At 65.0% G+C, this 20,718-nt stretch carries 16 protein-coding genes; 4 read left to right on the top strand and 12 right to left on the bottom strand.

Annotation, left to right across the window (positions count from 1 at the left end; genetic code table 11):
* Window positions 1–84: 84 nt before the first annotated feature.
* Entirely contained in the window at window positions 85–1,368 is a 1,284-nt protein-coding gene (locus ACT4ML_RS00185; RefSeq protein ID WP_444719054.1) for a heparin lyase I family protein, read from the top strand.
* A 34-nt stretch (window positions 1,369–1,402) separates the two neighbouring features.
* Here the strand turns inward: ACT4ML_RS00185 and ACT4ML_RS00180 are convergent, their stop codons facing one another.
* Entirely contained in the window at window positions 1,403–2,641 is a 1,239-nt protein-coding gene (locus ACT4ML_RS00180) for a GNAT family N-acetyltransferase (protein WP_444719053.1), read from the bottom strand.
* A gap of 382 nt (window positions 2,642–3,023) precedes the next feature.
* Here ACT4ML_RS00180 and ACT4ML_RS00175 point away from each other — a divergent pair, with 382 nt between their 5' ends.
* Both ACT4ML_RS00175 and ACT4ML_RS00170 read left to right on the top strand, forming a co-directional pair.
* The gene (locus tag ACT4ML_RS00175; RefSeq protein ID WP_444719052.1) at window positions 3,024–3,998 is read left to right on the top strand and encodes a hypothetical protein; all 975 of its coding nucleotides are present in this window, start codon (window positions 3,024–3,026) and stop codon (window positions 3,996–3,998) included.
* A gap of 374 nt (window positions 3,999–4,372) precedes the next feature.
* Window positions 4,373–6,199: a hypothetical protein gene (locus ACT4ML_RS00170; protein ID WP_444719051.1), complete on the top strand. Its 1,827-nt coding sequence runs from the start codon at window positions 4,373–4,375 to the stop codon at window positions 6,197–6,199.
* A gap of 81 nt (window positions 6,200–6,280) precedes the next feature.
* Here ACT4ML_RS00170 and ACT4ML_RS00165 read toward each other — a convergent pair whose 3' ends face one another.
* The 10 genes from ACT4ML_RS00165 to ACT4ML_RS00120 all read right to left on the bottom strand — a co-directional run bounded on the left by ACT4ML_RS00165 (window position 6,281) and on the right by ACT4ML_RS00120 (window position 17,756).
* Window positions 6,281–7,300 (bottom strand): lipid II:glycine glycyltransferase FemX, encoded by a 1,020-nt coding sequence (locus ACT4ML_RS00165; RefSeq protein WP_444719050.1) that lies wholly within the window; start codon window positions 7,298–7,300, stop codon window positions 6,281–6,283.
* Window positions 7,297–8,178 (bottom strand): polysaccharide deacetylase family protein, encoded by an 882-nt coding sequence (locus tag ACT4ML_RS00160; protein WP_444719049.1) that lies wholly within the window; start codon window positions 8,176–8,178, stop codon window positions 7,297–7,299. Before ACT4ML_RS00160 ends, ACT4ML_RS00165 begins: the two co-directional genes overlap by 4 nt.
* Entirely contained in the window at window positions 8,175–9,218 is a 1,044-nt protein-coding gene (locus ACT4ML_RS00155; protein ID WP_444719048.1) for a DUF354 domain-containing protein, read from the bottom strand. The genes ACT4ML_RS00160 and ACT4ML_RS00155 overlap by 4 nt, the downstream gene beginning before the upstream one ends.
* Entirely contained in the window at window positions 9,211–10,341 is a 1,131-nt protein-coding gene (locus ACT4ML_RS00150; RefSeq protein ID WP_444719047.1) for a glycosyltransferase family 2 protein, read from the bottom strand. The genes ACT4ML_RS00155 and ACT4ML_RS00150 overlap by 8 nt, the downstream gene beginning before the upstream one ends.
* Entirely contained in the window at window positions 10,341–11,660 is a 1,320-nt protein-coding gene (locus ACT4ML_RS00145; protein WP_444719046.1) for a nucleotide sugar dehydrogenase, read from the bottom strand. Before ACT4ML_RS00145 ends, ACT4ML_RS00150 begins: the two co-directional genes overlap by 1 nt.
* A complete protein-coding gene (locus ACT4ML_RS00140) occupies window positions 11,653–13,059 on the bottom strand; it encodes a nucleotide sugar dehydrogenase (protein WP_444719045.1) in 1,407 nt (468 codons plus the stop codon). The genes ACT4ML_RS00145 and ACT4ML_RS00140 overlap by 8 nt, the downstream gene beginning before the upstream one ends.
* Complete coding sequence (locus ACT4ML_RS00135; RefSeq protein WP_444719044.1) at window positions 13,052–14,041, bottom strand: Gfo/Idh/MocA family oxidoreductase; 990 nt, start codon at window positions 14,039–14,041, stop codon at window positions 13,052–13,054. The genes ACT4ML_RS00140 and ACT4ML_RS00135 overlap by 8 nt, the downstream gene beginning before the upstream one ends.
* Window positions 14,031–15,104 (bottom strand): DegT/DnrJ/EryC1/StrS family aminotransferase, encoded by a 1,074-nt coding sequence (locus ACT4ML_RS00130; protein WP_444719043.1) that lies wholly within the window; start codon window positions 15,102–15,104, stop codon window positions 14,031–14,033. The genes ACT4ML_RS00135 and ACT4ML_RS00130 overlap by 11 nt, the downstream gene beginning before the upstream one ends.
* Window positions 15,101–15,655, bottom strand: a complete 555-nt coding sequence (locus tag ACT4ML_RS00125; RefSeq protein ID WP_444719042.1) for a DapH/DapD/GlmU-related protein — start codon at window positions 15,653–15,655, stop codon at window positions 15,101–15,103. Before ACT4ML_RS00125 ends, ACT4ML_RS00130 begins: the two co-directional genes overlap by 4 nt.
* 583 nt (window positions 15,656–16,238) lie before the next feature.
* Window positions 16,239–17,756: a hypothetical protein gene (locus ACT4ML_RS00120; protein ID WP_444719041.1), complete on the bottom strand. Its 1,518-nt coding sequence runs from the start codon at window positions 17,754–17,756 to the stop codon at window positions 16,239–16,241.
* A 745-nt stretch (window positions 17,757–18,501) separates the two neighbouring features.
* Here ACT4ML_RS00120 and ACT4ML_RS00115 point away from each other — a divergent pair.
* Window positions 18,502–19,071, top strand: a complete 570-nt coding sequence (locus tag ACT4ML_RS00115; protein WP_444719040.1) for a hypothetical protein — start codon at window positions 18,502–18,504, stop codon at window positions 19,069–19,071.
* Window positions 19,072–19,177: 106 nt separating this feature from the next.
* Here ACT4ML_RS00115 and larC read toward each other — a convergent pair whose 3' ends face one another.
* Window positions 19,178–20,518 (bottom strand): nickel pincer cofactor biosynthesis protein LarC, encoded by a 1,341-nt coding sequence (gene larC / locus ACT4ML_RS00110; protein WP_444719039.1) that lies wholly within the window; start codon window positions 20,516–20,518, stop codon window positions 19,178–19,180.
* Window positions 20,519–20,718 lie beyond the last annotated feature (200 nt).

Here is a 20,718-nt window from a genome sequence, read left to right as displayed (position 1 = left end):
ACCTGACGACGAACCGTCTAATCCGAGATTCCGACCCACCACGGTACAAACTGTATTGTCACCGGAGCCGATACCGCCGATAGCATGCGAACTCGACGGTCGTACCTGAAGATCGCGGGGGCGCTACTGGCGGGTGCGGGGGTGACGGCGGGTGCCGCGACGCTCGCGCCGACCGACGACCGGACCGTCCACCCCAACGCGACCAACGAGACTGCCGCCATCGAGCCGCCCGAACAGCCGGCGGACGACGCGGCGGTGATCGACGTCGACTACGACCGACACGATCGGCCGGGGGAAGTCTACCGCATCTGGACGGGCAAGGAGGGACAGACGTACTCGTTCGTCGACGATCAAGTATACGACGGCGACAGCGCGATGCGCTGTCGGATCGAGAACGGCGAGAACAACGGCAGCAACGCGACGTACTGGTTGCCCGTCAACGGCTACGGCCAACCCAACGAGGTCTACCAGCGAGCGGTGATCGCGCTGGGCGACGACTGGGAAATGGAGGACGAGGACGTCTGCCGGTTCTGGTGTACCGGGCTGAACGACGAGGCCGGTCCGGCCGGCTCCGGCGGCAACGGACCGCCCACCGGCGACGACGGCTGGTCGAACCTCGTGACCGTCACCACTCGCGGACCGGACGGGAACGGGACCGACGAGTACAATCTGGCCGCCTACACGTACCACATGGACCAATCGTACTCGGCCGGCGAACTCGAGGTCATCGCGGCACCGATCCCGAGCGGCGAGTGGTTCGAACTCGAGACCCACGTACGGATGAACTCGATCGTCGACGGGGAGGCGGTGCCCAACGGCGAGGTTCGGTACTGGCTGAACGGGGAACTGGTGTACGAACGGACGGACTTTCGGTGGACGACGACCGACGCGCAGGCCGTCGAACACGCCGGTCCGATCGTCCGGTACGGCGGCAGCGAGAACGCGCCGACGGATCTCCGGCTGTACTACGACGAGCATCGGCTCGTCCTCGGCGACGCCCCGCCCATCCCGTCCTACGACGAGAAAGACGGGTTCGTGAGCCCGACGGTCAGAGACGAGTACGAGGGACGGATCACGTTCGTGAGCCGGGACGAGCGGACGACGTACACGATCCGCTGTGACGGCGAGATCGTCCACTCGGAGTGGAGCAACATCGACGGCCAGCGGGCGACGTACAACGACACCGTCTCGATTACCGACGACGGGGAGACGGTCGTCGAGGCGACGATCGTGCCCTCGAGTACGGACGGCTACTTCTATAACGGCGAAATCGTCTCGATTTCGGCGGACCCCGACCCCGCCGAGCTGTGGGTCGACGGAGACCAAGCCGACATCGACGACTACGCCGGCGACTCCGCCGGCGAGTGATCGAGGCCCCGTTCGTCTCGGCCGGCCGCGGGCCTCACTGGGTCCGCTCGAGGTACAGCGAGCGGCCCAACCGGTAGAGCGACCAGCCGAGTCGGGAGTACCCCGTCTCCATCTCGACCAGGGGGATCGCGTCGCCGCCGTACTTCCGTTTGAACGTGAACACCGAGTTATCGAAGTGCGAGCCGGTCCGTCCGAAACTGTACCGGTCGTCCCCCCGCTCGATCCCCCACTTGATCGCTCGTTCGTGCATGAGTTCGGAGGGATGGTATTGGTAGTTCTCCGCGTCCGGAATCGCCGACAGCCAGTGGTGGAGCGTTCCGCCTTCCTCGTCGAGCAGGTAGACGTATCGGCCGACGTCGTCCCCGTCGACGACGGCCCGGAGCACGCGGACCCGCTCCTCGAGCCGGTCCGCGATCGCTTCCAGGAACTCACGGGGATGGGCGGTGCCGTCGACGCGGTCGACGTTCTTCGCGTACCACCGATACGTCGTCTCGAGGTCGTCCCCGAGCGGGTCGATCTCCACGCGATAGTCCTGCTCGTGAGCCTTCCGGAGGTCCCGTCGGCGCTCCTTGTCCATGTTCTCGCGGATGGCCTCCCACCCGTCACCGAGGTCGAGAACCAGGAGACAGGAGTCGAGCGTCGAGCGATAGCCCCGCGCCTCGAGGTAGCGACCGTACCGGACGTACTCCGGGTCGTACGCGCGAACGCGGTGGGAGAGGACCCGCGGTCCGGACACCGTCTCGAGGGCGTCGAACAGGAGGTCGACGGTCTCGCCCTCGCTCGAGGTGACGACCGGGCCGCCGAATCCCGGATCGGCGGAGACGAGTTGCCGAACGGGCGGGGTCACCGGGAGCGCGTCGACGACGGCATCGGGCAGCGAGAGGTCGGTGACGAAGTTCGGCATGAGTCCGACCGGGTTCCCGCGTTTCTTCACGACGATGTGACACGGGTCGGAGTCGAACCCGTCCTCGACCGCGCGGAGCCACTCGTACCGGTGAAACAGCGTTCCGCGGTCGGACTGGGAGACGACGTTGTTCCACTGGTTCTCGTTGGCGCCGCTGATGGACCGGTAGCACACCGCCGAGAGCGGTGAGTCGTTCCGGTCGTCCGCGTCCGCCGCACCCACCCGTGTTCCGTTCGTTCGCGCTCTGATCGAGCGAGCGACCGCCCGCGGATCGAACTCCGAGAGCCGATCCTCGATCGTCGATCCGCTCGCGATACCACCGGTATCGGTACTCGCCGAGTCGCGCTGTCGGTCCTCGGTATCGGTCATACGGCCAGTCCACCACCGACCTATGTGTCGTTTTGTGTTGTGTATGTGTACTGTGAAATAATCCAAACAATCCCGTACAGGCGATGTACAGGCTTGGGACAAAGACAGCTCGGTCTGTGGATGCGCGTGCGTCCGTCGTGCGTGGACGGTCGCGCAACTCCGTCGCGTGTCGGTCCGCTCCGAGACGCGATCGAAACAGTTCACTCGTCGGCTGCAACTGGCGATTCAATACGTTATTACTCGCCCATCGTCCCGCGACCGTCGAACGTTCCGGAGAGACCGAATTACTACGAGCGTTAATATTCTCCATCAAACAGTCGTATTTTCGGTACGAAGTCAGGAAACGAAGGTTGATAACGGAACGATTGATTACTCGAGTCGCATGGTCCCCAATCGGTTCTTACCCGGTGGCGACGAGTCGACGAACGCTGCGGAGCGGGCGTCCGACGACGCGTGTTCGCGTCGGTCGTACCTGCGAGCGACCGGCGCGGCGGTCGCGGCCGGGCTGACCGCCGGCACCGCCAGCGCATCGGCGGCCGGCGCTGACGGCGCGCCGGCGACCGGCACGGCGGACGACGCCTCGAGCGTGATCGACATCGACTATGATCGAATCGGCGCACCGTCGGACGCGTACCGCGTCTGGAACGGGAACGAAGCGAGCGCGGCGATGGGTCAGCACCCGACCCAGTCCGGGTCGCAGTCGCTTTCGATTACGGTCGGCAGCGGCGATAGCTGGGGCACGAACGCGATGTACTGGCTGCCCGAGCAGGGCTACGGACAGCCGTCGGAGGCCTACCAGCGACAGCGGGTCTCCATCAGCGACGGCTGGGAGATGGCCCCCGACGACCTCTGTCGGTTCACGGCTATCGGGTTCAACACCGAGGCCGGCAACGCGGGCTCGGGCGGGCGCGGACCGCCGACGGGCGCCGACGGCTGGTCGTCGGTCGTCTGTCTGGCGAACCGCGGGAACCCGCCCGCCGGAACGTACGGGCTGGCGACGTACACCTACCACATGGACTATCACAGCGGCTCCGGCGAGATCGAACTCGCCGACGCGGTGATCCCCATCGGCGAGTGGGTCGACCTCGAGACATACGTCCGGATGAACACGTACCGGAACGGTCAGGCGAATTCCGACGGCGTCATCCGCTACTGGCTCGACGGCGAACTCGCCTACGAGCGCGAGGACCTCCGGTTTACGACGACGGACGCGCAGGGGATCGAGTATCTCGGTCCCCGCGTCAGGTACGGCGGCAGCGAGGTCGCCCCGACCGAGCAATCGATTCAGTACGGCGATCACCGGATCGTCGTCGGACCCGCCGCGTCCGACCGCGCGCCGTCCGCTCGGCGCTCGTAACGAGCCCCGGTGGGTCGCCGAAGGGACGGTTTCGTGCCCTGAGTTCCGCCACTGCCGTTCCGCTGCGGCGGAGTTCTGTGCGGGTAATTAGATATTACGACGGGTGGGTCACCACAGTGTGTAGTGAAACGTTTCGCTCGAGTTGTTCATCGCCGGTAATATTATTTTACTCGCATCCGTTTTGGTATTGCATACAGAAGGAGACGAGAGTAGACAAATGAAACCCCGGGACGGCGACGCGTCGGAATATAAGTTATCGGTACAGATAGGGTATAGTTCCCTATACTAATACTAAGATAAATATATACTCTGAAAATATGAACAACAATGAGTCCGGAAAAGTTTATAGCGGTATCTTCTCATTACCCGATCGAATGGCACGCGACAGATCGGTAGCGGATGACGACAGTACCGACGCCGATGGCCCACGGCGATCGACGACCGACAACGGGATCGACCGTCGTTCATATCTGAAACTAACCGGAACGGCCGCTGCACTTGCGGCGGGCGCGGGCGCAGCGACCGGGACAGTGAGCGCCGCGAGCGAGGTCGACTGGATCGAACTCGACTACGACCAGTACAGCAGTCCCGACGACGTCTACCACTACACGTCCGGGAACGGCTCCTACGGGTTCACGCCCTCGGACAGGGACGACGGGCAGGTCCTGTCCATCCACACGGAGCGAAATCGGAATACCAACCAGAACGTCAGTTACGACATCCTACAGGACGGCTACGACGCGCCGAAAGCGGTCTACCAGTCCATCGACGTCAAGTGCGGTGAATCGATGACGTTCAACGCCACCGGCGACAACGTCCGCTTTCTCAACGCCGGGATCAATATCCAGTGGGGCGATGCGCACTCCGGCGTCGACGGCCCGCCGTCGGGCGACGACGGCTGGTCCGTTCGGCTCTACGTCTACGACCACGACGGCAACTCGAGCGGGCCGTTCGGCCTGAACGTCTACAGCTACCACATGGATCGCCGCGCCTCGTCCGGCGAATCCGACGTCGTCCGGTCGGATATCTTCCGACCGGGAGAGTGGCAGCGCGTCGAGACCTACATCGAGATGAACACGATCTCGAACGGGCAGGCGAACGCCGACGGGCTCGTCCGCGTCTGGGTCGACGGCGAGGAAGTGTACCATCGCGACGACTTCCGCTGGACGACCGAACCGCAGCAGGCCCACCAGCTACTCGGTCCCGTCATGCGCTATGGCGGCTCCGAGGTCGCCCCGCGAGATACGGATATCTACTACGATAACCACCGAATCGCGGTCGGCGGCCTGCCGGAGGACCGCGACGGCGGCAGCGGCGGCTTCGACTACGACGCCCACGACAACGTCGTGCCTCCGAGCCAGAGCGACCAGTACGAGGAGCGCTTTTCCTTCCGGAACGGCGATTCCGCCTCGGAGTACACGCTCTACGTCGACGGCGAGATCGTCCAGTCCGACTGGGGACGAGCGAGCTACAACGAGACCGTCTCCGTCCGCGAGGAAGGCGAGTACGCGGTCGTCGAAGCCACCGCGGGCCCCGGCACGTACGACGGGTTCTACTTCAACGGTGACATCGTCGCGATGGCGTTCGATCCGTATCCCGAACGCGCGTGGCGCGGGCCGGCCGACGGCGCCGGCGACGACGTCGTCACCTTCGACGACTATCCGGAGTCTCCGCCGGAACCCGAGGAGAGCCTCGACAACACGATCCTCATCGACGGCATCGGCACCGTCGGCGGGACCGACTACGAGTTCACCGTCAGCGGCGCGGCCGAAGCGTCGAACTACAGGGGAGCGACGGTCAACGACGCCGACACCGTCGACGGCGGCACCGTCACGGGATCCGTCGGCGGCTGGCGAGACGCGTTCGTCTTCAGCGGCGAACTCGAGGACCTCAGCGTCGACGGACCGGCGCGGGTCTCGGTCAACGACGAGCGGGTCGATCCCGCCGAGTACGGCGACGGATCGTCGTCGACCCTGACCATCGTGGGTAACGGCACCGAGTCCGTCTACGAGATCACCGTCGACGGCACCATCGAACCCGACGACGACACGAGCGCGGACGTGACGAGCAACTCGGCCGACAGCGTGAGCGGAACGATCGAGCGCGGGGTCCACCGGCTGCAGATCACGGGCGAACTGGTCGATCTCACCTACGTCGAGGGCGGAACCCACACCTATCTCGACAAGGAACGAATCCGCTAACGGCCGCGGTACGCCGCACCCGACTGCGGCGTGATTCGACCGACCGGTTCACAGAACGGGCCCTAACGGCCTTCGATTCGATTACCGGAGCCGCCTGTAGAGACTCGAGACGGCGTTCATGACGGGCGTTCCCCGTTCGACCTCGTAGTACGTGACGAGGTCGGGATTGAACTTCGATTTGTACGTACAGATTCGTTCGGTGTTCGCGCCGCAGAGATCGTAGCGCTCGATGCCTCTGTCCCGCGCGTCGCGGATGATCCGCCAGTGCAGGAGGTCGTTTATCGGGTAGTCGACATCCGGCTTGCCGCCGCCCGCCGAGTAGTAGATGGTCGACGGCCCCTCAAAGACGAGGATCCCGCTCGCGAGGTCGCCGTCGACCGCCCCGACGTACGGTCTGAGCCGTCCCTCCGGAAGCGTCTCGTAGGCCTCGAGGAGGAACTCGAGGGGGACCGTGTACGTTCGGTCCTGGGCCTCGTACCTCGCGGTGACCTGCTCGTGGATGAACTCGATCGCGTCCGTGCCGCGTTCCTCGATCCGGAAGCGCTCGGCGTCGTCCCCGTCGGGATCGAGGTACCGTCGCAGCGATTTGGAGAACGACTGTTTGAGGTCCTCGGGCTCTCGATCGATGTCGAGGACGTACGTGTGCCGGGGCGACGCGTCGAACTCGTTCCACGTGAACGGGCGGGGGTCGTCGACGCCGACCGAGGTACAGACGCGACTGTACCGCGGTCCGATCCGCTCGTCGATCGACTCGAGACAGCCCTCGACGAAGCGCCGCAGCCGGCGTTCGGCTTTCCGGCGTTTCAGGTGGCCGTCGTTGAGCGGTGCCGGTCCCATGCTCGGGATCCCCATCCGCGGCGGCGGGGAAAAGGCCGCGGAGATCCCGCCCTTGCTGAGTTCGAAGACCGGAAACACGCCGACCGGTTCCTGTCCCTTGTAGCCGATGAACGGGTACAGGTCGGCCGACGCGTGGCGCTCGATGAGTTCGAGCATATCGAACGTATGGAACAGCGTTCCGCCGCGAGAGGTGCGGACGTGATCGTCCCACTGCTCGCGATCGATGCGGTCGTCGGCGTCGAATCGGGTAATGTCGATGCTCATGCGTTTGCTGTCACCGTCTCGAGTCGGTCGTAGTACTCGCCGCAGGGGCCGACCCACGCCCCCATCGCCAGCGCTTCCTCGATCAGCCGCCGGTAGAGCCGCCGGTAGCCGGGGAACTCGGCCTCGTTCATGTACCGGGGGTGCCAGAGGACGGTCGCGACGGCGTCGTTTTCCGCCGCTTCCGTCAGGAGTCGCCGGCACTCGGACCACGCGCGGTCGATCGAGGGGGTGTTCTCTACCAACGCCGTCTCCATGATCGTCAGCGGGAAGACGACGAACTCGTCGTCGAACGGCCGAACGACGTCGTAGCGGCCGTCGAACCCGTAGTCGTCGCTCGAGCCGAGACTCGCGTCGTAGCGCAGTCCGATCTCGCGGTGGTACCGCCACGTCCGCGGCCGATCCACGTTGAGGTAGTGTTGGCGACCGCCGACGATCTCGTGGCCCAGAATCGACTCGAGCGTCGCCTTCTCGGCGGCGAGTCGGTCGCGGTCGTCGTAGGAGTCGTAGGAGCCGTGGAGACCGATCTCCCAGCCGCCGCGATCCAGCGTCCGGATCGCGTCGACGATCTCGTCGTCGGTGATGTCGTATCTACCGGCGTAGAGTTGCCACGCCCCGGGTCGCACCCACTCCCGCGGCGGCTTCTCCCGGAGGGGTTTCTCGTTCAGGAAGTAAAACGATGACCGAACGCCCAACTCCGCCTCGAGGGAGCGTATCGCGTCGAACTGCCAGTACGGCCGCTCCGCCGTCACCAGCGAGCGCAGCTGTGACGGATCGCGCTCCGTCACCGCGTAGTACGGCGCTTGGTAGGTCTTGTAGGGCCGGTCGACGTCGTGGGTCAGACACAGCGCGAACGCGGAGTCGTCCGGGACCGAGGTCACGCGTCGATCACCTGCTCGACGGCGTGGACGATGAACGCCGTCGTATCGATCTTCTCCTCGAGGATCGCTCGCCGTCGCCGTTGCCAGATCGCCGGATCCGCCGCGACGATCGCGGTGGCAAGTCGGGACAGATCCGCCGGCGTCTCCGTTTCGGAGCGAGAGAACACGAGCCCGTACCGGTCTTCCAGTTCGGTCAGCACGCCCGCGGAGAACGGCGAGACGAACATCGCGGGCGTGCCGAGGAGCGCGCTCTCGATGGTCATCGTCCCGCTCTCGCCGATCAGCAGGTCGGCGTGGGACAGCAGGTCGTGTATCCGGTGTGGCGGAACGGAGACCTCCCTGTCCGCGAGCGACGGCGGAAGCGCCGCCTCGGCGCTTATCACTACCCGACAGCCGGCCGCCTCGAGTCGCTCGACGAGCGGTTCGACGTCTTGCAGACCGTCTTTCCCCACGTCGTGTGCGGCCGTCCACGAGACCAGTCGTAACACGACCAGCGTCTCGTCCGCGTCGGCACCGATCCGGTCCAGTACCGTCGGGTCCGGACTGAACCGGTCCGGATGGAGATACGCCAGTTCGTGATAGCCCGAGTACCGGACGTGGTTCGAGCCGAGATCGTCCCGGAACGAGTCGGGCGTACAGATGACGTCGGAGAACGGGAACGCGAGGAGGTTCTGGACCGTCGCGTGCTCGGTGTCGGTAAACAGCACGCTCCGCCCGCCGCTGACCCGCGACGCGTGCGTGATCGACGGCTCCGCGATGGCCATCAACGCCGCGGGCTCCAACTCGCGAGTGCGTCGGATCACCTCGTACTCGTATTTCGCCTGCACTTTGGCGAGTTCGTACAGGTTGCCGGGTTCGGCCGCGAGCGTCCGGTACTCGATGCCATAGGCCTCGAGCAGATCGCGGACGAGATCCTTCTCACGCGCGAACACGTGCACGTCGTATCCCCGGTCCTCGAGTTCGCCGATCGCGTTCCTGAAGAAGTGGACGTGCGCGGGGTGTTGGATCGTGCTCACGACGCGCTCGGCGGTCTCACTCATAGATCCTGTCCTCCAGCGCTTCGTTATCGCGCATGTCGAGCAGCATCGCAAAGGCCACCGAAACGCCGCCGAAGAGCGCGAGCGCAGCGCTCGTCAGGGCGTCGCGGGTTCGGCTCCCGCCCCCGCTCGAGTCCGGGTCCTCCTCTCGCGTCCGCGCGGCCGTGAGGAGCGACCAGAGGCCGCTCAGGACCCCGACGAACGCCGACGCGACGCCGAAGAGGTAGAACAACACGAGCGGGTGGAAATCGACGACCAGATACCGCGATTTCAGCCGCCACAGGAAGTTGCGGAGGAGCATGCCGGACACCTTGGGAATGTACGTCCGGTACGTGATTCCCGACTCCTCCTCGCCGTAGACCGACGGGATCGCCACGTCGGCGACGCGCATCCGATTGGCGTTCAGCGTCACCAGCAGGTCGTTGCAGTAGCCGTAGTACTCGTACAACTCCTCGACGGCGATGGTCTCGAGCGCGTGGCGCGAGATGGCGGTGTACCCGTTCTGGGGATCGCTCACCTTCCAGTAGCCGCTGGCGATCTTGGTGAGCAACGAGAGGACCGAGTTGCCGACGAACCGGAACGGCGGCATCTCGGCCCGGTACTCTGCGGAGAGGAGCCGGTTCCCCTTCGCGTAATCGGCTCCCTCGACGACCGGGTCGAGGAGTTTCGGCATCTGAGAGAGGTCCATCTGTCCGTCGCCGTCGACGGTCACGGTGATCTCGCTCCCGCCGTCCAATGCGGCCAGATACCCCGTCAGAATCGCCCCGCCGGCCCCCCGATTCTCCCGGTGTCGTATCGGGACGACGCGACCGATCGGATCGTGGACCGACGCGCGCCGCTCGAGGGTGTCACTGATGCTGTCGACGGGGGCGGTTTCCGCGGAGCCACCCACGGCACCGCCGTCGGCGGTCGCCAGCCCGTCGCCGTAGGTCCCGTCGCTTCGGTTCCAGTCGGTTGCATCCGCCCGCGCGCTCGCGGTGATTTCGTCCCACGTGCGATCCGTCGACCGGTCGTCGACGACGTAGATCCGGTCGACGAACGCGGGCATCTCGCGGATCACGTCGCCGACGAACCCCTCCTCGTTGTACGCCGGAACGACGACGCCGATCGTGTGTTCTCGGTACATTATAACCGTTTGTAGCTGGAGACGAGTCCGTCCAATCGCTCTTCGAACGTTCCGTCGACGTCGACCGCGATCGGCTCCTCGCTCATGGCCGACACGATCGCCTCGAAGTCGAGGTCGTCGAAGGCGCTATGTGGCGTTCCGATCACGATGCCGTCGGCCCCGTCGGGCGAAACCGTCGATCGAACCTCGATCCCGAACTCGTCGCGGACGGCGTCGTCGTCGGCGATCGGATCGACCCCGACGACCGACACGCCGAACTCCTCGAGGGATTCGATCACCCCATCGATCGCGGACGTTCTGACGTCGCCGACGTCCGGTTTGTACGCCAACCCGAGTACCAGGACGGTGCTGTCCCGAAGGACGTTTCCACCGTCGTTGAGAGCCTTCATCGTCATGTTGGCGACGTGCTCCGGAACGTAGCTGTTGACCTCCCGGCCCTTCCGGATGAGTTCCGGCGAGAAGCCGTTCCGTTCCGTCTCGTAGATCAGGTAGAACGGGTCGACCGGAATGCAGTGGCCGCCGACCAGTCCCGGCTCGTACTCGTGGAAGTTCCACTTCGTGCCCGCCGCCTCGAGGACGGCGCTCGTGTCCAGGCCCAAGTGACTGCACGCGATCGCCAGCTCGTTGACGAGGGCAATGTTCAGGTCCCGTTGGACGTTCTCGATGCACTTGGCCGTCTCGGCGGCCTCGATTGTCGGCGTCTCGTGGACGTCCGCGTCGACGACGGTTTCGAACAGCGACGCGAGTTCGGCCCGCGTCCCCTCGGTCAACCCGCTGACGAGCTTGGTGACGGTTCGGATCGTGTGCTCTCGATCGCCCGGCACGACCCGCTCCGGGGCGTATCCCACGCCGAACTCCTCGCCGGCGGTCATCCCCGAGTGTTGCTCGATCGCCGGCGCGAATACCGACCGTGTCCCGCCCGGATAGACGGTCGACTCGAGGGCCGCGATCGACCCGGGCTGAATGTGCCGGCCGATGATCCGCCCGGCGTCGGCGACGAACGAGAGGTCCGGCTTCTCGGAGCCGTCGACGGGCGTAGGAACGGTGACGATGACGTATTCGACGTCGGCGATCACGCTCGCGTCGCTCGTGAACTCGATCGAACTGGTCGCGATCTCGCGGTCGCCGATATCGTCCGTCGGGTCCGTCCCCGACTCGAGGGTCTCGACTTTCGCCGGGTCGATGTCGAATCCCCACACCTCGTGGCCCGCGGCGTCGAACTCGTAGGCCAAGGGAAGTCCGACGTAGCCGAGCCCGACGATGCAGATCCGCGCCTCGTCCGCGCCGAGGTCGGGCGTCGCGTACCGGGAGTCACTCATCGGTCTCACCCCCGATGACGATCACTCGGTGGTCGGTCTCCGCAATCGTCGCATCCTCGAGTGCCGCCCGTCCGTCGACGACGACGAGTCGGCCGCCCTCGCGCTCGAGGTCGTCCCACCGGATCGCGTCGAACTCCTCGTGGGGCGTGACCAGCACTGCGCCGTCGACGGGTCGGTCATACAGGTCCTCGAGCGAGACGGGAGTCAGCCCCCGCTCCTCGAACGGTTCGAACGAGTCGAGGACCGGATCGACGCCGTAGACCTCGGCCCCGAACGCCGCGAGTCGGTCGGCGATCCCGAGCGCCGGCGACGCCCGAGTCTCCTCGACGCCGGGGCGGTAGGTGAGTCCGAGGAGCGCGATCGCGGTATCGGCCAACTCGGTTCGCTCCGCGGCGAACGCCTCGCGGAGCGTATCGACCGTGTACGACGGCATCGAGTCGTTGACCGCTCGAGCGGTCCGCAACAGCGGCGCGTCCGTCTCGAAGGGCTCGATGACGAAGTAGGGGTAGAACGGAATGCAGTGGCCGCCGACGCCGGGTCCGGGGTCGTGGATGTCGCAGTAGGGCTGCGTGTTGGCGACCTCGATCGCGTCCCTGACGTCGATGCCGAACTCGTCGGTGAACGTCGCCAGTTCGTTCGCGAGCGCGATGTTGACGTCCCTGTAGAGCCCTTCGAAGACCTTCACGGCCTCCGCCGTCGCGGCGTCGGCGACGGCGATCACGCCCTCGTCGTTGATCGTCTCGTAGACCGCCGTCGCCGCGCGGGTGCTCTCGGCGTCGACACCGCCGACGACCTTGGGGTACGCGCCGCGGATGTCCGCGAGCGCCCGACCGCTCGCGGTCCGCTCCGGACAGAACGCCAGTCCGAACTCGCCGCGGTCGAGCCCCGACGCGTCCTCGAGTGCGGGCAGCACCCGGTCGCTCGTCGTCCGCGGCGGGACGGTACACTCGACGAGGACGAGGTCCCCCGCGTCCAGCCCGGCACCGATCGCCTCGGTGACGGCGTCGAGGACCGAGAGGTCGGGTTCGTTCTCGTCGGTGATCGGCGTCGGGACGATGACGACGTGGACCGACGCCCGCTCGGCGGCCTCCCGCGGACTCGTCGTCGCGGACAGTGCGTCGTCGGCGACCGTCTCGCCGACGAGCGACGGGAGTCCCGGCTCCCGCTTTAGGTGGCAGTTACCGTCGTTGATCGACGCGACGACATCGGGGTCGATGTCGGCTCCGCGGACGTTCCCCGTCGTCTCCGCGAACACCGCCGCCACGGGAAGCCCCATCTTGCCGAGCCCGTAGACGGCGACCGGGATCTCCCCGCTCGCGAACGCGTCCCGCTGTCTGGCTGGTGGTCGATCGACCCCGTACAGGCGGTCGCGGTCGCGTCGGTGGCGCTGCTCAGTCATGTGCGACCTCCACGTCCGCGGCGGCTCGGTCGCTCGCCCCCTGTGCCTCGATTCGCTTCGCGATTTCGAGTACCGCGAGCCCGTCGTCGACCGTCACCCGCGGCGGCTCGCCCGAGGCGGCCGTCTCGAGGAACGCCGCGAGTTCGTTGCGAAGCGGTTCCTCGTTCGGGACGCGGGGCCGTTCGACGAGACTCTCGTGTCTGAACCGGACGTCGCCGTTCTCTTCGACGTACTCGGGAACCGAGCGGCGGTGGATCTCGATCGACTGATCGATGTAATCGACTTCGACGAGACACTCCTCGGCGGTCACCTCGAGCGTCCGCACCTTCCGCTGGGTCAATCGACTGGCCGTCAGCGAGGCCATCGCGCCGGAGTCGAACTCGAGGAGCGCCGCGGCGTGTCGGTTGTCACTGACGCCACTGCTCTGTATCGCGGTGGGCTCTGCATCGAGCAGGGAGCGCACGATATCGATATCGTGAATCATCAGGTCGAGGACCGCACTGTCGTCGATAGCGCGGTCCGGCGGCGGGCCGAGCCGCTCGGCCGAAATACCGACGACCGACAGGTCGGCGATCATCGACTCGAGCGTCTCCACGGCTGGATTGAACCGTTCGATGTGCCCGATCTGGACCGGAACGGCCGCCGCGTTCGCCGCCGATCGGAGTTTCCGCCCCGTCTCGAGGTCCTCGACGACGGGTTTCTCGACGAGGGTCGCGACGCCGGCCTCGAGACAGTCCGTCGCCACGTCGTAGTGGTGTGCGGTGGGGACGACGACCGAGACGGCGTCGACGGACGCGAGGAGGTCATCGAGTCCCATCGGGGACGCGCCGTACTCGGTCGCGACGGCCGTCGCGCGGTCCGCGTCGACGTCGAAGACGCCGACGAGGTTCGCGTCGGGGAGCCCGTGGTACACTCGCGCGTGGTTTCGCCCCATCGAGCCGACGCCGACGACGCCGACGTCGAGTTGCCGTTCAGGCGGCATAGTCGGCGATCACCCCCGTGATGCGGTCGATATCGTCGGCCGAAACGTTCGGGTGGACCGGGACCGACAGCACCTCGGCGGCCGCTCGCTCCGCCGCCGGAGCGTCGTGGGTCACGCCGTCGTAGGCCGGTTGCTCGTGGATACAGGCGGGGTAATAGACGCCGGCCCCCACGTCGTGTGCCGCGAGGTGGTCCCGCATCGCCGATCGATCGGTGACGCGGACGGTATACTGATGATACGCGTGTCGCGCGTGAGCCGGCTCGGTCGGCAACGAGAGCGACGTTCCGGCGAGCCCCTCGGTCAGCCGAGCGGCGTTCTCCCGCCGCCGCTCGAGGAACGTCGGTAACCGCTCGAGTTGCGCGCGGCCGATCGCGGCCGCGAGCGACGTCATCCGGAAGTTGTGACCGACCGTCGCGTGAGTCCCCTCGTCCGTGCGACCGTGATCGACGAACCGCTCGACCCCGGCCGCGACGTCGCGGCGGTCGGTCAGGACGATTCCGCCCTCGCCGGTCGTCATGTTCTTCGTCGGATAGAACGAGAAGCAGGCGGCGTCCCCGAACGACCCGACCTGCTCGCCGCAGTACGTCGCACCGTGGGCCTGTGCGCAGTCCTCGATCAGCGGCACCTCGAGTTCCGCGGCGAGGTCGACGAAGGCGTCTAGCTCGGCCGGACAGCCGTACAGGTGAACGACGAGTATCGCGTCGATGTCGTCCGTCCGCGCGACCTCGCGGGCCGCGGCCGGTTCGAGGTTGTACGTGGCCGGCTCGATATCGGCGAAGACCGGCTCCGCGCCGGCGTGTCTGATCGCGTTCGCCGTCGCGACGAACGAAAACGGTGTAGTGAGCACGCGATCGCCCGCGCCGATGCCGAGTCCCTCGAGCGCGGCGTGGAGCGCCGCCGTTCCGTTCGCCGTCGCGACGCCGAATTCGGTGTCGCAGTAGTCGGCGAACTCCCGTTCGAACGCCCGGACCTCGTCCCCGTCGGCGAGCATCCCGCTCTCGAGAACGGCCGAGACGCGGTCGGTCTCTCGCTCGCCCAGTTCGGGGTTCGCGATCGGAATCACCGGTCGTTCCCCCCGCAAAGCGACTCCGGCAGCGGCTCGTGGCTCGCCGGCGCGCCGACCGCCAGCGTCCGCTCGGGAACGTCGTCCGTCACGACGGCGCCGGCGGCGACGAACGATTCCCGGCCGACGGTTACGCCCGGAAGGATCGTCGCGTTCGCACCGACCGAGACGTGATCCTCGAGAACCGGCCCCTCGAGATCCGTCTCCCGCCGGAGCGGATACGGATCGTTCGTCAGGACGGCGTGTGGCCCGAGAAAGACGTGATCGCCGATCGTACTCTCCGCGGGAACGTACGCGCCCGTCTGGAGGCTCGCGCTCGAGCCGATCGTCGTGGTGCCGTCGACGACCGCGTTCGTTCCGACGAGGACATCGTCACCGATCTCCGTTCCCTCGCGAACGAGCGCGAAGTGGCCGGTATCGAACCGGTCACCGATGACGACGTCGTTGTAAATAATCGTTCCCGGTCTGATCGTCGGATCGGCCCCGATAACCGGTTTCCGGCTCTCTTCGTCGTATTCGTATCCGATCGTCTCCATCCCTCTTGTAGTCATGTCTGGTACCCCCGTGCTCATGCTCTCGGTCCCGACATGGCCACTGTATTTCAAAAGCAAGAGAGATCGTTTCAGCGGTAAACAGCCGTAGAACCGCGGATTCGAGACAGCGGTCACATCCCGCCGTCTATCACGCCATTTCTCGACGATGACAATGGCTACTGGTGAATAGTGGGACCGCTCGGAGCCAAGATCGTGTTTCCGGGACGAAACGCGGACCGGTGAGTCGACACCCCACGCGCGAGAACCGCAGTGACGGCTTCGTTTCGAGCGGCGCGGTCGTTCGGTCTCGAAAGAGTTTCTTGGCGTACATCTAGTCGAAATTACCTCCTCTCAGAAAGGGGAGAATCGGTGCAGTATCGCGGTTCGAAATCGATTCGCGTCGCTCTCGAGCGCGTCTCGTTTCGACCGGATTGAGAGGACAGTACCCGAACCCGACCCCGATCACGACACCGGTCGGCGAGCTATCGGGTATCGAAGCACCGGGAAAACCGCGTTCTGAAATCGCGAACGAAGAAACAAAAGGAACGACGCTACCGGTCACGCCGGTCGGAAATCGACCGTGTGGCGGACGTAGCGAATATTACGCTTCGACCCAGGTGTTCGTCGCGGAGACGGACGTGAGCTGGACGTTCTCGTTCTCCTGCAGACTGATCTGAGAGCTGCCGGCACTGCCACCGTCTTCGGCGACTGCGACGGAGGTGTGCTGCTCGTTCAGGTTCTCCTGGGTGATGATCTGACTCTGTTCGATCGCTGCGCTTGCGGTCTGTTCCGCGTCGTTCGTCTGCGTGGCGTTGCCGGCGTAGTCGTACGACGTGCCGGGGGTAGCCGTGCCCGCGTTCCCGTCGACCGTGACGGTGGTACTCGAAGTCCGCGTGACGTCGTCGGAGACGTAGCCCGGACTCGCGTAGACGTTGATCGCGTCGGCGTACGCGACCTGGGCGTTGTAGTTCTGCTGGTAGGCCAGCTGGATCGCGGTGGACTCGCTGTCGTTCTGTGCGATGGCCATGGCGGTGTTCTGCAGGTTGATGTTCTGCTGTTCGACCTCTTGGCCCTGTGCCACGCCGGCGGTCGCGGTCTGCTCGCCGTCGATGTCGTCTTGCTTCTTGTCCTTCTTGTCGGGCTCGTGAACCTCGGTCTCGGACGAGAGGACATCGCCGCTGACGTTACCCGCGGTCGCGACGTCCATCCCGGCGGCCGACGCCATCAGGTTCGAGGCGGAGGCGCTACCGATCTGCTCGTTGAGGTTGCTCTGGTCGGTGAACTGGATCGCCGTGGCGGTGCTGCCCTCGCCGATCGCGATGGCGACCGCACCGTCCTGTTCGTTGACGTTCGTCTGCGTGACATCCTGTGACTGCTCGAGCAGCGCGTCGGCACCCTGACCCGCGCTCGAGCCGGCACCGTGATCGCCCGTCTTGTCCTTCTTGTGACCGAACTTGCCGTCACCGAGGTAGACGTTGGACGCGTTTGCCATCCCCTCCTGGAGGTTCTCGTTTCGCTGGTAGGACTGCTGGAGGGCGGTCGCATCGCTCTCGTTCACTGCGAGCGCAAACGCGGTGCTCTGGTTGTTGTAGTTGACCTGTCCGACCGACTGGGCCTGGCTCACGCCAGCGACGGCTTCCTGCGTGACCGTCTTGTCGCCCTTCTTGTCTTTGACAGCCCAACCGTCGAACTGCTGGTCGCCGCCGTCGCCGACGATGATGTTGACGTCGCCGACGTTCTCGAACTGCGTTTCCGCGCTGCGCACGTCGCGGCTCTCGGCGGTCACCTCACCGCTCTGGACGTTGTCGTTCTCCTGGTTCGATTCCTGAATGGCGGTCGCGTCACCGCCGTCGATCGCGATCGACACCGCAGTTCCCTGCTCGTTGATGTTGACCTGATCGACGTCTTGGTGCTGGATGATCTCGGCGGAGGTACCGCTCGAGTCGTCGGCGTGTTCGTCGACGTACTCCTCGAGCGACTGTCCGTCGAGGTCGGCACCGAAGACGAGATACAGTTCCTCCCCGTCCTCGAGCGCGTGTATCGTTCCTGCGTCCAGTTCTCCTTCCCCGCCTGCGGTGGCTGCCGGCACGCCGGCTGCGATCATCGACAGGGCAACCATACAGGCCATAAGGAGTGTCGTAGTTCGTGAGCGTCTCGTTGTGTTGGAATTCATTGAGCGTTTGATCTGTATCGTGATGGTCTTTCGTTTCTGAGTCTCTGCGACGCAAACCATCCTATCCGCAAGAGTACCTTTGTTATCGACAGGTTGGGAACCGTATGAACCGGCCTATGGAACCGAAGGCGACTGCTTACCGAGAGAAATCAGTGACTTCGGCGGGGTGTCCCGGAACTATGAGCCGCGACCGAAACCATCTTATATCTGATCCGTTCCGATCGTACCGACAGATAACTAAACCAGTCCGGACGGTCGCGGATCGATTACCGTTTCGGGAATCGAAGTCAAATATTAGCGGCTCATAGCCGATCAGCAACCGTTACACAGCAGACATTTCGGGGACGGTGGACCGAACGATGGGTCGCTGAAACCAGCGTCCAGCGACTCAATAGGGTTGTCGAAACGACAACAGTTTCCGCTGACAATCGGTGAACGATCCGCCTGAGTCGATAAGCGGTCCGATCAGGCCCTCTAATGCCGCGATTCGCCTCGAAACCGTTTGCCGGGTTCAAATGGGATACTGGTATGAGTAGCGACTGGGCAACGCGCCACAGCGGGAGACCGGGAGGAGACAGTCAGTCTCGTGCCGAGCGATAGGCTGTCAGTCGAGGAGGTTCCCTCCTCGAGGGGTCCTCTCGTTGTGGTTGACACGCGTGGTGCCCGACTGCAACACGGTGACCGAACCAATATGAAACGCGCACTCACGCTTGCACTGACGGTAGCACTAATCGGCGGCCTCGCGTTTATGGGGGCTGCAGGAACAGCAGCGGCACAGGAAGAAGGCGCCGAGTTCGATGCCGATCTCGGCTCTGACGTTGATGTCGATCAAGACTCCGACGCGACGACTACGATAACCAACGATCAGAGCAACAGTAACTCGCAGACGCAGACCGCGACGTCGTACAGCAGCTCGGACACGAGTCACGCTGACACGTCCGCCGTGCAGACCCAGGACGTCTCACAGGCGAACTCCAACAACGTCGAAGACACGACCACGGTCGCCTCGAACGACGCTGACGTCGAATCGCAAGGTGCCGAGATCGACGCCGATGTCAGCACTGGTGACGACGGCGAGCCTGGTGAGGGCGAGCCTGGTGAGGGCGAGCCTGGTGAGGGCGAGCCTGGTGAGGGCGAGCCTGGTGAGGGCGAAGATGAGACTGTCAGTCAGTCCGAGTTCGACAGTCTCGTCGATACGCTTGTCGATAGTGGTGTCTTCGAGGATGGTACTTTCGACGACCTCGTTGACGTTGACGCGTAAATAGACTAACGATATATTTCTATTTTTATAGAGTGATATTGTCCATTCAACAGTAGAGACATCTATAAACATAATTCTATTTAGATCATATACGGAACTCAGATCCTCATGAAGAGTGCTCAGACCGAAGTGGTTTGATGGCAGCCATTTCTGCCCGACGTATCACCTCACGAACTACAACTTCAGTTTCTCGAGCGACCGCCTTCGCCTCGTCGTACTCCGCGCTCACGTCGTAGACCTCGCCATCGGCGTCGCTGGCGATTTTGACGGTGACTTCGTACTCCTCGCCGTCGATCTCGAGCGTCACGGTCTCAAATTCACGATTCGCGATCCAGCGATGCGTAACACCGGCGTCACGGACTCCGAGCGTCCCGGTCTCCTCGGCCAGCGCTCGAGCGACCCGCTCTCGGTCCGCGGGCTTGCAGATGACCTTCACGAGGTGGCCCGGACGGGACTTCTTCATCGTCGCGGGGAGAATCGAAACGTCTCGCGCGCCCGCGTCCGCGAGAGTGTCGTGAAGTCCACCCAGCACTTCGGGGGTCGCGTCGTCGAGGTTCGTCTCGAGGACCGCGATATCGTCCTCGACCAGTTCCCCGCCGCTCTCGGCGCTTCCCACCAAGACGCGGAGCACGTTCGGGTGCGGATCGAGGTCGTAGCCGCCCGCGCCGTTGCCCGCAGCCTCGAGGTCCAGTGCGGGCAGCGAGTCGACGCCGTCGGCGACGTGACCCAGAATCGCCGCACCGGTGGGGGTCAGGAGTTCCGACTCGACCGGGCCGCCGCGCAGCGACCAGTCGGCCCGCTGGGCGATCTCGACGACCGCCGGCGTCGGCACGGGGTACTCGCCGTGGCTCATCGTCACCGTTCCGCCGCCGGTCGACAGCGGCGTGGTGACGACGCGGTCGGGCCCGAGGTCGTGGAGCAACGCGACGGCACCGACCACGTCCGCGATCGCGTCGTCGGCCCCGACCTCGTGGAAGTGAATGTCCTCGAGATCCTCGCCGTGAACGCTGGCTTCGGCCTCGCCGAGCAGTTCGAAGACGGCGAGCGCGTCGCGTTCGACCGCCGGCTCGAGGTCCATCTCCGTGACGATGTCGCGGACCTCGAGGTAGCTGCGGTGGGGCCCGTGGCCTTCAGCGGGGACCTCGTCGCTGTGCTGGTGAGTATCGTGGCTGTGGTCGTGGTCTCCATCGTGGTCGTGACTGTGGCCGTTCTCGTCGTGACTGTGGTCGTGGCCATCGTTCCCGCCGTCGACGTCCGCGTCCGTCAGGACCACGTCGACCGCCGTCGCGGCGATACCGCTCTTGTCGGCCGCGTCGATTCGATACTCCACCTCGAGGGCGTCGGTGACGGACTCTAAGGCGTCGGGGTCGGCACCGGCGTCGAGGAGGGCAGCGAGGATCATGTCACCGCTCGCACCCATTCGGCCGTCGAAGGCGAGGACTCGCATATCTCCGTTCCGGAGCGGAAGACGCAAAAAGCCACCTGTCCTAGTCCCCACGGACGCGGTGTCGATAGGGCCAAAACCAACCGATGCCGGTACATCTTTGTAGCGTCCGGTCCTACCCATGTGTGATAGCTACTAGCACAGGAAATGACTCACCCTAGCAAAAAACCTATCCGCGCACGTATCGGAGTCATTGACATCGC

The organism is Natrinema sp. LN54 (assembly GCF_052439245.1).
Lineage (GTDB): Archaea > Halobacteriota > Halobacteria > Halobacteriales > Natrialbaceae > Natrinema > Natrinema versiforme_A.
Note: the sequence above shows the minus strand (reverse complement) of the source record. Positions and strands in the feature narration are given on the sequence as shown.

Coding starts and splice junctions, on each gene's coding strand:
- ACT4ML_RS00185 (WP_444719054.1), top strand. CDS start 85: ATGCGAACTCGACGGTCGTACCTGAAGATCGCGGGGGCGCTACTGGCG.
- ACT4ML_RS00180 (WP_444719053.1), bottom strand. CDS start 2,641: ATGACCGATACCGAGGACCGACAGCGCGACTCGGCGAGTACCGATACC.
- ACT4ML_RS00175 (WP_444719052.1), top strand. CDS start 3,024: ATGGTCCCCAATCGGTTCTTACCCGGTGGCGACGAGTCGACGAACGCT.
- ACT4ML_RS00170 (WP_444719051.1), top strand. CDS start 4,373: ATGGCACGCGACAGATCGGTAGCGGATGACGACAGTACCGACGCCGAT.
- ACT4ML_RS00165 (WP_444719050.1), bottom strand. CDS start 7,300: ATGAGCATCGACATTACCCGATTCGACGCCGACGACCGCATCGATCGC.
- ACT4ML_RS00155 (WP_444719048.1), bottom strand. CDS start 9,218: ATGAGTGAGACCGCCGAGCGCGTCGTGAGCACGATCCAACACCCCGCG.
- ACT4ML_RS00150 (WP_444719047.1), bottom strand. CDS start 10,341: ATGTACCGAGAACACACGATCGGCGTCGTCGTTCCGGCGTACAACGAG.
- ACT4ML_RS00145 (WP_444719046.1), bottom strand. CDS start 11,660: ATGAGTGACTCCCGGTACGCGACGCCCGACCTCGGCGCGGACGAGGCG.
- ACT4ML_RS00140 (WP_444719045.1), bottom strand. CDS start 13,059: ATGACTGAGCAGCGCCACCGACGCGACCGCGACCGCCTGTACGGGGTC.
- ACT4ML_RS00135 (WP_444719044.1), bottom strand. CDS start 14,041: ATGCCGCCTGAACGGCAACTCGACGTCGGCGTCGTCGGCGTCGGCTCG.
- ACT4ML_RS00125 (WP_444719042.1), bottom strand. CDS start 15,655: ATGACTACAAGAGGGATGGAGACGATCGGATACGAATACGACGAAGAG.
- ACT4ML_RS00120 (WP_444719041.1), bottom strand. CDS start 17,756: ATGGTTGCCCTGTCGATGATCGCAGCCGGCGTGCCGGCAGCCACCGCA.
- ACT4ML_RS00115 (WP_444719040.1), top strand. CDS start 18,502: ATGAAACGCGCACTCACGCTTGCACTGACGGTAGCACTAATCGGCGGC.
- larC (WP_444719039.1), bottom strand. CDS start 20,518: ATGCGAGTCCTCGCCTTCGACGGCCGAATGGGTGCGAGCGGTGACATG.